This is a genomic window from Streptomyces sp. NPDC001709 (genome assembly GCF_053596375.1).
Window position 1 is genome coordinate 1 of sequence record NZ_JBSFGB010000103.1, and the last position, 8,102, is coordinate 8,102.

6 protein-coding genes and 4 pseudogenes are annotated in these 8,102 nt (G+C 65.1%); 6 read left to right on the forward strand and 4 right to left on the reverse strand.

The window, feature by feature from the left end; all coding sequences use genetic code 11:
• Window positions 1–86: pseudogene (locus tag ACWC0C_RS47605) on the forward strand (IS5/IS1182 family transposase); the annotation flags it as partial.
• A 98-nt stretch (window positions 87–184) separates the two neighbouring features.
• Window positions 185–616, forward strand: a complete 432-nt coding sequence (locus ACWC0C_RS47610) for a bacterial transcriptional activator domain-containing protein (RefSeq protein ID WP_450871425.1) — start codon at window positions 185–187, stop codon at window positions 614–616.
• A 312-nt stretch (window positions 617–928) separates the two neighbouring features.
• On the opposite strand, the gene ACWC0C_RS47615 is transcribed toward ACWC0C_RS47610, so the two are convergent.
• The 3 genes from ACWC0C_RS47615 to ACWC0C_RS47625 form a co-directional block, all read right to left on the reverse strand.
• The gene (locus tag ACWC0C_RS47615; RefSeq protein ID WP_450871419.1) at window positions 929–1,597 is read right to left on the reverse strand and encodes a nucleotidyl transferase AbiEii/AbiGii toxin family protein; all 669 of its coding nucleotides are present in this window, start codon (window positions 1,595–1,597) and stop codon (window positions 929–931) included.
• Window positions 1,594–1,953 (reverse strand): hypothetical protein, encoded by a 360-nt coding sequence (locus tag ACWC0C_RS47620; protein WP_450871421.1) that lies wholly within the window; start codon window positions 1,951–1,953, stop codon window positions 1,594–1,596. Before ACWC0C_RS47620 ends, ACWC0C_RS47615 begins: the two co-directional genes overlap by 4 nt.
• A 343-nt stretch (window positions 1,954–2,296) precedes the next feature.
• A complete protein-coding gene (locus ACWC0C_RS47625) occupies window positions 2,297–2,533 on the reverse strand; it encodes a hypothetical protein (protein WP_450871422.1) in 237 nt (78 codons plus the stop codon).
• Window positions 2,534–2,757: 224 nt separating this feature from the next.
• Here ACWC0C_RS47625 and ACWC0C_RS47630 point away from each other — a divergent pair, with 224 nt between their 5' ends.
• Window positions 2,758–3,438, forward strand: coding sequence for a sensor domain-containing protein (locus tag ACWC0C_RS47630; protein WP_450871424.1), 681 nt, complete (start codon window positions 2,758–2,760; stop codon window positions 3,436–3,438).
• A 349-nt stretch (window positions 3,439–3,787) separates the two neighbouring features.
• A complete protein-coding gene (locus ACWC0C_RS47635) occupies window positions 3,788–4,258 on the forward strand; it encodes a hypothetical protein (RefSeq protein ID WP_449198969.1) in 471 nt (156 codons plus the stop codon).
• Between the two features lie 79 nt (window positions 4,259–4,337).
• Here the strand turns inward: ACWC0C_RS47635 and ACWC0C_RS47640 are convergent.
• Window positions 4,338–4,718, reverse strand: a pseudogene (locus ACWC0C_RS47640) (transposase family protein); the annotation flags it as partial.
• A gap of 719 nt (window positions 4,719–5,437) precedes the next feature.
• On the opposite strand from ACWC0C_RS47640, the pseudogene ACWC0C_RS47645 reads away from it, so the two are divergent.
• Both ACWC0C_RS47645 and ACWC0C_RS47650 read left to right on the forward strand, forming a co-directional pair.
• A pseudogene (locus ACWC0C_RS47645) lies at window positions 5,438–6,200 on the forward strand (transposase family protein).
• A 758-nt stretch (window positions 6,201–6,958) separates the two neighbouring features.
• Window positions 6,959–8,102 (forward strand): annotated as a pseudogene (locus ACWC0C_RS47650) (IS3 family transposase); the annotation flags it as partial.

An 8,102-nucleotide genomic window follows, 5' to 3' on the forward strand; every position in this document is an offset into this window, starting at 1 on the left:
GGCGCATCTTCCGCAGATCCCGATGCAGTCCAAACCGCATGACGTCAATCGCCAAAGCCGTCCTCACCCTGGAGCGGCAACGCTGAAGAAGCTCAGTGAGACGCTCACAGACGAGCTCACTCAGGAACTGCTGCCGGGATGGCCTGACGAGTGGCTGTACCTGGACCGCGAACGCTGGAACCAAATGCGCCTGTACGCCCTTGAGGGCCTGGCCCAGCGGCTTCTCTCCGCACAGCGGTACCTGCCTGCCCTCCAAGCTGCGCTAGCGGCCGCCGCGATCGACCCGATTCGGGAGACCGCCCACCGGATCATCATCGAGATCCATCTCGCCGAAGGCAACCTCGCCAGCGCAGTCCGGTCTTACCACCACTACGAGGCATATCTCCAGCGGGAGCTTGGAGTTAGCCCGTCTCCGCAGATGACCGACCTGCTGCCGGGACTCCCATGTCTCCAACGGGACCGGCACAGGCAGCAGAGCAGCACTCCGAGGCAAACGCCGGTATCCAGGCCCGACCGGCTGCGCTGGCAAGCCGACGGCGTATGTGCCAAAGACGAGGCAGCAACGTTCTCTTTACGCCCTGGTCAACGCCGGCATGACGGCCAAGGTCGAAGGTAGTAGTGCCATCTCGCAGACGAACAGTCCGAGCCGGCCGCCCCTTCAAGGGCAGGCGTTCCGGACAGTCAACTTCCAGTTACGCACAGCGAGTTCACGCGTACCGGATTCTTCGCCGGGATCACCGCACCGGATGACACGCTGAGTAGCAAAAAGGTTACTCACAGCAGTCCCGTGGCACGTCTTCACAGCAACGGCACGTGCGCCCCGCACGGCGGGGCATGTGGCATAGATCACGCTACTGAGGAAGGTCCCCACGCGGTCGGCTCCGAGAAGGCGGCGGTCGAGACCGGCGCCGGTTCCTGTGTGTGAGGGTCAGTTGTCGGGATCTTCCTCGGCATGCAGGCGGGTGTCGAGATCGCTCGCCCATGCGAGAGCCCACTCGCGCAGGTCCGCAACCTGGTCAGGGCTGAGGCCGTAGCCGGTGTAGTCGGCGTCGTCCCACCATTCCGCGCCGAAGAGGCGGTCGCGCAGGTCACTGAGGCTGAACTCGGTGCGGGCGTGGCGGCGGCCGAGCTTCTCCAGGTCGGCGGTGGTGCGGTGCCGGTAAGCGGCGTGGACGTCGATGAGGTCGCGGACCGCGCCACGCTCGGCCAGGGCCCGGACCTTGGTGCCGATCACGTCGTCGAGGGCGAGGACCAGGCCGTACTCGGTGGCGGCGGGCGGGGCCCAGAAGGCTTCCTTGAGGATGTCGACCTCGCAGTCCTCGCCGGTGGCGGGGTCGGTGACGATGAGGCGGCCGGCGAGCGGGTCGGTCTCGATCTCGCGGACGGTCCAGCCGCGATCAGTGAGGCCTGCCCGGACGGTACGGATGATCTGATCCATCGGGGCGGGGTTCTCGGTGGCGACGTCCAGGTCCTGGGAGAGCCGGTCGACCAGGCCGTGGGCCTGCACGGCGTACCCGCCGGTGATGACCAGCGGGTACGGGGTGCCAATGGCGAGAATGTCAGCGAGCAGGCGGCGGTGCAGGTGGGTCAGGTTCACGGGGCCTTCGCATTGGCCAGCTCGGGGAAGGCGTCCTCCCACGCGTCGCGGATGAAGCGGCTGATCAGGGTGCGCAGGATGGGCCACTGGCTGATCAGAAGGTCCCGGTTGAGGAAGACCTCCAGGTCCCGGCGCTGTCCTTCGGTCAGGACGGTGCGGTACAGGCTGATCCTGGACTTGAGGCCGGTCAGGTCGTAGGAGCGGCGCCCGGACCAGACGACGTGCAACGGCAGGTCGATGGTGCCGTGGGCGGGGCCGGTCAGGTCCTCCAGGCGGGCTGGCAGCCGGTGGGTGTACCGGGCTCGTAGTACCTGGGCGGCGTCGGGAACGGGCGAACGGGGAGACGTGACGGCCATAGGGCCAGTATCGCCTGTCGGCCGCGTCAGTGTGCGCGCTGCCTGCTGCGCAGGCGACGGCCGGCTGAGCGGGCGCCGGGTGGGGCGGCGGCGTCAGGGAGTCCCTCCGACACGGGCACGGCGGTGGGGTGACCAGGGCCCGCCAGCGGGCGCGGGTCTGCTCCAGCGAATCGACCCAACGGGCTGGCGAGGGTGCGTCGTGGGGGTGGCCCCCCATGAACGCGACGATCCGGGTAGAAGGCGTAGTCGCCTCCCCGGGTCAGCTGCCGGAGCCGCTTGCCGCGATTCGGCTGTGGCTCCGCTCCTGATCTCAGCCATTGCAGCGGATGCACCGATGGTTGGCTCAGTCGTCGGCCGCGACGACGAGGGGGATCTGCCCAGCCGAGCGGTCGATCAGCACGAACTCGTGGAAGTAGTCGTGCACACGTCCCCAGTCATGAATCGCCTCATCACCGAGCTCGCTGAGGTAGTAGATGCCATCGGCTGCAGCCATGCGGTCGAACACCTCCTGCTGCAGATCTTCCTCCAGCTCGCTGGGCACATCCCAGAGCGGATCCAACCACTCCCGCAGGATCTGCACGGCCTCCTCCTGGCTGATGTGCTCGTAGAGGTCGAGGATCGATCGTTGGTCAGCACCGGAGGTCCGAGGCGGTGCACAGCCGCGCTGCTATATTCCAGTGGCCAGCGGGGTGATCACAGGGGGCACACATGAACGCGGTCCGACGTACGGTGTGTGCCGTTGCGATGAGCATGGCGCTGGGCGTTACGGCTGCGTGTGGGGAGTCTGGGGCGAAGGTCCACTCCGTGGCGTCGCAGGCCGCCGGACCGCCGAAGGCCAAGGCTGCGAGCCTCGACCCCAGGGTGCAGGCCGTGGTCCTGAGCGAGAAGCAGCTCCACGTGGTCGCCTTCTCCGACACAGACTTCCCGCTGCTGAAACGCGCGCCAAGATACGACCGCACAGGTGTGACGAGCATCAGGTACAAGGCGGATGCGGGCGGCCCCGAGTGCACGACCTTCCTCAACGCCCAATTCCTGAGCGGCTCCTACTATCATGGGCTGCACGAGGTCGACAGGGGATACACCCTCACCACCACTGACCGTCCGGTCCAGTTGGAGAGCATGGTGGTCAGCTACCCCAGTGCCAGAGAAGCTGAGCGAGTCATCGACGACACCCGGACCTCAGTCAAACACTGCTCCAACCTTCACTACCGGCTCAAGAACTACTCCTTCTCCTTCAAGGAGGTAGTCAGTATGCCGATCCCGCGAACAGGCGACGACTCCACAGCGTTCCAGGAGTCGTGGAGCCTGCAGGGCGGCAAGGCTGAGCCATGGGCTACGGAGCTGATCCGTGTGGGCACCGTCGTGGTGAGCCTAAACGCGACGAGTAGTCCCGACCCGTTCAGGCTGCTCCAGCAAACGGGGAAGCAGGCGGCGGCCGAGCTTCGCCACGAAGAGGTTCTCGCCGCAGATGCGAAAGGCACATGATCCGCCGGACAGTGCCTAGGCGAGCCGCCTCGGCCGGCCTGCCCACCCTCGGCACGCATCCCCTGAACCAGCCGCGTGGCCGGCCCGGTAAACAAGCACGTGAAGCCTCTGGTGGAGATGATTCCCTTGGCCGAAAACCCATCTACCCGGCTTCATCCCGTTGTCAGCCCAACTGCCAAACGCCCTAAGCAGGTTGGAAACGACTCCATGACCAACGCGCATGGGCTCTGAGCGGCGTGGCCGACGCTGCGTCAACTTCCGCTGCTTCTAGAGAGGTTGACGTCATCACCATCGTGGCTAAGTATGGTGATTCCGCGATCTTGATCATTGCTCCCCAGGAGGGAACCGCATGACATTCTCTCGCCGTGTCTTGGGCATACTCGCCATCCTGGCCAGCCTCATAGGTGCCAATCTGCTATTTTCTCAGTCGGCGCAGGCTGCCACCTCCTGCTCCGGTACTATCACGGCCGATTACACTATCTCGTACCCCGGAGATGGTGTAATCGGCGAGTTGACCGTCTACTACAACAGCAGTAACGGCGGCACCAACAGCGCCTGCCTCTATCATCGCGGCAAAACTTCCGGCGTGGCTTCCCTGACCGACGTCGTAATTTCCAAATGCTCACAGACCTCGGGCTCGGGGAAGCCGTGCAGTGAAATCGCTCAAGATAGGGACACTGGTCAGTACAGCTCCTATGCCGGCCCGGTTGGCGTGACTGGCACGGCAAACAATTGCGTTGCGGTGCATGGCTTCATTGAGTACCGTGGTGGCACATTCGCGCCACAGGGACAGGGATATGGCTACACGGTAGGCTGCTGACCACCGCACTCCCGGCGACGACCGGGACAGTTTTCGCAGCCTTGTCAGGAAAAAGTTCCTCGAGGAATTGCCGTCTCGCCTAACAGGTATCGCCCCGGCTCCTACGGAAGCCGTAGGCGGGACGGTTCTTTCCTCGCTCTGCGCTGGTCAGATGGAGAGTGAGGACGGCCTGGACGAGGCCGCTGATGCGGGTGGCCGAGCATCGCAGTTTGCGGAGGAGCCGCCAGGCTTTGAGGGCGGCGACGGCCTGCTCGACGAGCGCGCGGATCTTCGCGTGGGACCGGTTGACGGCCTTCTGGCCCGTGGAAAGAGCCTCCCACCGTCCCCAGCAAGGGGTGCCAACCGTGCCGCCGACTCCTCGATACGCTTTGTCCGCCCAGCAGTTGACGCCGACCTCGGCGAGGGCGTCGACGATGCCGTGTTCGCGGGCCTCGCGGATGTCCTGGACGGTGCCGGGCAGCATTGAAGCGCCCGCTCGAACAAGCCGTCACAGGGAACATCAGATATCCAATCCGGCACTCAAAAGCCAGTATTCACCGCCGTCCGCCTCTGTCCGGCGCGCTACAGCGGCCGCTGTCGGCGCATCCATTTCGGGCAGAACCATTACTCCTACGGTTCCCCCCGTAGAGAGGGCGAACCCGGCCCACGCTCGGATCTCGGGCTCATCCGGCATTTCGAACCGAGCTGGCCCCTCCTTGGCGTTGAAGGAGAATACCAATCGGCCGTCGCGTTCGACGGCCCATCGCGTTCGAGACGCTCGTGCCCGCGCTGTTTGTCCCCGAGCAACGAACCCGTGGCGCGCGAGGAACTCATCCAACTCGCTACGCGGGACAGTAGAGGGCACCGCCAGAGCGAGTACGGGAGTCAATCCGCCTGAAAGCTCGAGTGCAATCGGCAGACCAACAACTGCAGGCATGTTCTCGGTCACTGTGGTGACCCTTCGTCCGCCCATTACTGCGTCCCCTCTGCGACAAACTCTCTCAACGTGCAAGCAACCCCCAGCGAGGAAAAAGTCTATCCGATGCCCGGAACATCCGAAGCGTGGCTGGGAGTGTCATGAATCAGGCCCTGAGCCCCTTCCAACCTGGTGCGCGAGACTGGCAGTTGGGCTGGCAACATGGTGAAGCCCCTGGTAGATGGGTTTTCGACCAAGAGAACCGTCTCTACCAGAGGCTTCACGTGCTTGTTTACCCGTCGGGCTCGACGTGTCCAGCTCTGCCCTTCGCTTCCTCACGCAGCAGTTGCGGCGGCACCGCCCTGCGATCGGCTCCCGTTGGCGGCGTTTGAGTGCCAGCCGCCAGGCCCTGCTCACACTCGCTCATCTGCGGGTGGGACACACATATACCCAGCTCGAGGCCGGGTTCGGCGTCGGACCCACGACGGCCTACCGCTATGTCACCGAGGCTGTCCAACTCCTCGCCGCCCTCGCTCCCAGCCTGGCCGACGCGGTGCGGACCGCTTCGGTGAAGGCGTTCGTGATCCTGGACGGCACGCTCCTGCCGATCGACCGCATTGCCGCGGACCGGTCGTTCTACTCCGGAAAACACAGAAGCACGGAATGAAACGTGCAGGTCATCGCAGATCCCTTCGGTCGACTGCTGTGAGCCTCACCGGCCCTGCCCGGCGCCGTCCACGACATCCGCGCGGCCCGCGAACACGGCATCGTCGACGCCCTCGCCGAGGCCGGCATCAAGTGCTGGGAGACAAGGGTTACCGGGGTGCCGGCGGCACGGTCCGCATCCGGTGCTGGGGACGCTGGGAGACCCTCTCCCCGGGCCAGAAAGCGGTGAACCGGTCTCACACAAAGATCCGGGCACTCCTCGAGCAGACCATCGCCGCCCTCAAGTCCTGGCGACTCCTCCGCAAACTGCGATGCTCGGCCACCCGGATCACCAACCTCGTCCAGGCCGTCCTCACCCTTCATCTGACCAGCTCAGACTGAAGATGGAAAAGGCTCAGAAAATGGTGATCCGGGGTTCTTGAATGACTCAGGTTTTTGAAGGCACCCTGACTCTTTTCTATCTTGAAAGGTGTCCGCTTCCGAAGTCGGCTGCACGGATAACCGGAGTCGACTGCACGTGCCAGACTCGCCGTCTTCATCAGGGCGACGGGCGTGATGTTCAGGTCGTGGCGTCGGTCGCCTCGGCTTCGGCGAGGACCCGGTAGACGCTGGCGACCGAGGGGTGCTCGCCCTTGTTCTCTTGCCGGACGGGATGACGAGCTTGCGGGCGATCTGAGGAACGGGGACGCCGCTGGCCCGCAGGGGGCGGGCGTAGGCGACCATGTCGTCGTCGAAGACCTTGGGGTGTCCGCCGTGCCGACCGCGTTCGAACTCGATGTCGTCGCACCGCAGGTCCTCGGCGATGGTCAGCGGCTCGGCGGCGCCGCGGCCGAGCCGCCTCATCCCACGGCTTCAGCGCGTCGCTGTAGTACTGCACGTAGTCGATCACGAAACCCGACCGGGACAAGGTCCGGCGGACCTGCCCTTGCCGAATACCTCATCCATGCAGGTGGGAGCGGGTTTCGGTAGCACCGCAGTTGCCCGAGTCGGGGCTCTCGCGTGATCGGCGGTGGTCGCGGCATGATGATCGGCCGTGCTGCTGAGACTGGCGTACCTGGGCGTGACGAACTGACCTGCCCCATCTCCCAGGTTCCAGTTCTGGTGGCTAACTGACAGCCCTTCACGGAAGGCTGGCAGCCATGCCTCGTCGCTATCCTTCGGAGTTCCGGGCGCGTGCCATCGCGCTGGTCCGCGCCGGCAAGCAGGCCAAACAGACAGCGGTGGAGCTCGGTATCCATCCCGTCACGTTGTCGAAGTGGTTGCGGCAAGACGACATCGACAACGGGCGGCGACCGGGAACGCCGTCGAGCGAGTCTGCTGAGTTGCGGGCCGCGCGCCGGCGGATCCATGAGCTGGAGACCGAGCTGGCGATCGTCCGGCAGGCGGCGAAGTTCCTTGGCGAGGACAAGCCGGCCCCAAAAGGCTCTACCCGGTGATCGACCGACTCGTCGATGCCGGGGCACCGGTCAACAGGTGCTGCCGGATCCTTGGCGTCGCCCGGCAGAACTACTACAAACACAAGCGCACACCGACCACTCCACGGCAGCTACGGCGGGACTGGCTGACCGGACTGATCCGAGAGGTTCACGTCGCTTCCCGCGGCACCTACGGCTACCGCCGCATCCACGCCGAGCTCACCCTGGGCATGGGCATCCGGGTCTGCTCCAGGACCGTGTCGGTGCTGATGACACAGGCCGGGATCTACGGGCTGCCCGGACCGGTGCGCGTGAAGCGCCTGCGTGGTGTCGTCACCGCCGAGGACCTGGTCAACCGGAAGTTCCATCGGTTGCGTCCCGACGAGCTGTGGGTCACCGACATCACGCAGCACCGCACCAGGGAAGGGTGGGTCTACTGCGCGGCGGTCCTGGATGCGTTCAGCCGCAGGATCGTGGGCTGGTCCATCGACTCAAGGCAGGACTCCACCCTCGTGGTCAACGCGCTGGACATGGCCATCCGCAACCGCCGCCCCGAGCCGGGCGGGATCGTTCACGCCGATCACGGCACCCAGTTCACCTCCTGGGTCTTCGGGGAACGCATCCGCTCCGCTGGCCTCCTGCCGTCGTTCGGCACCGTCGGGGACGGCCTGGACAACGCGATGATGGAGTCGTTCTGGTCCTCGATGCAGATCGAGTTACTCAACCGAAAGCGCTGGAAGACCCGGGTCGAACTGGCCAACGCGATCTTCGAGTTCATCGAGATCTTCTACAACCGCCAGAGACGACATTCAGCACTGGGCTACCGCACCCCCATCGAGTACGAACTACTCTCCGCACAAGACACCAT

Excerpts from the sequence above, each read along its gene's own strand:
- ACWC0C_RS47610 (WP_450871425.1), top strand. The coding sequence starts at position 185 with ATGCGCCTGTACGCCCTTGAGGGCCTGGCCCAGCGGCTTCTCTCCGCA.
- ACWC0C_RS47635 (WP_449198969.1), top strand. The coding sequence starts at position 3,788 with ATGACATTCTCTCGCCGTGTCTTGGGCATACTCGCCATCCTGGCCAGC.
- ACWC0C_RS47620 (WP_450871421.1), bottom strand. The coding sequence starts at position 1,953 with ATGGCCGTCACGTCTCCCCGTTCGCCCGTTCCCGACGCCGCCCAGGTA.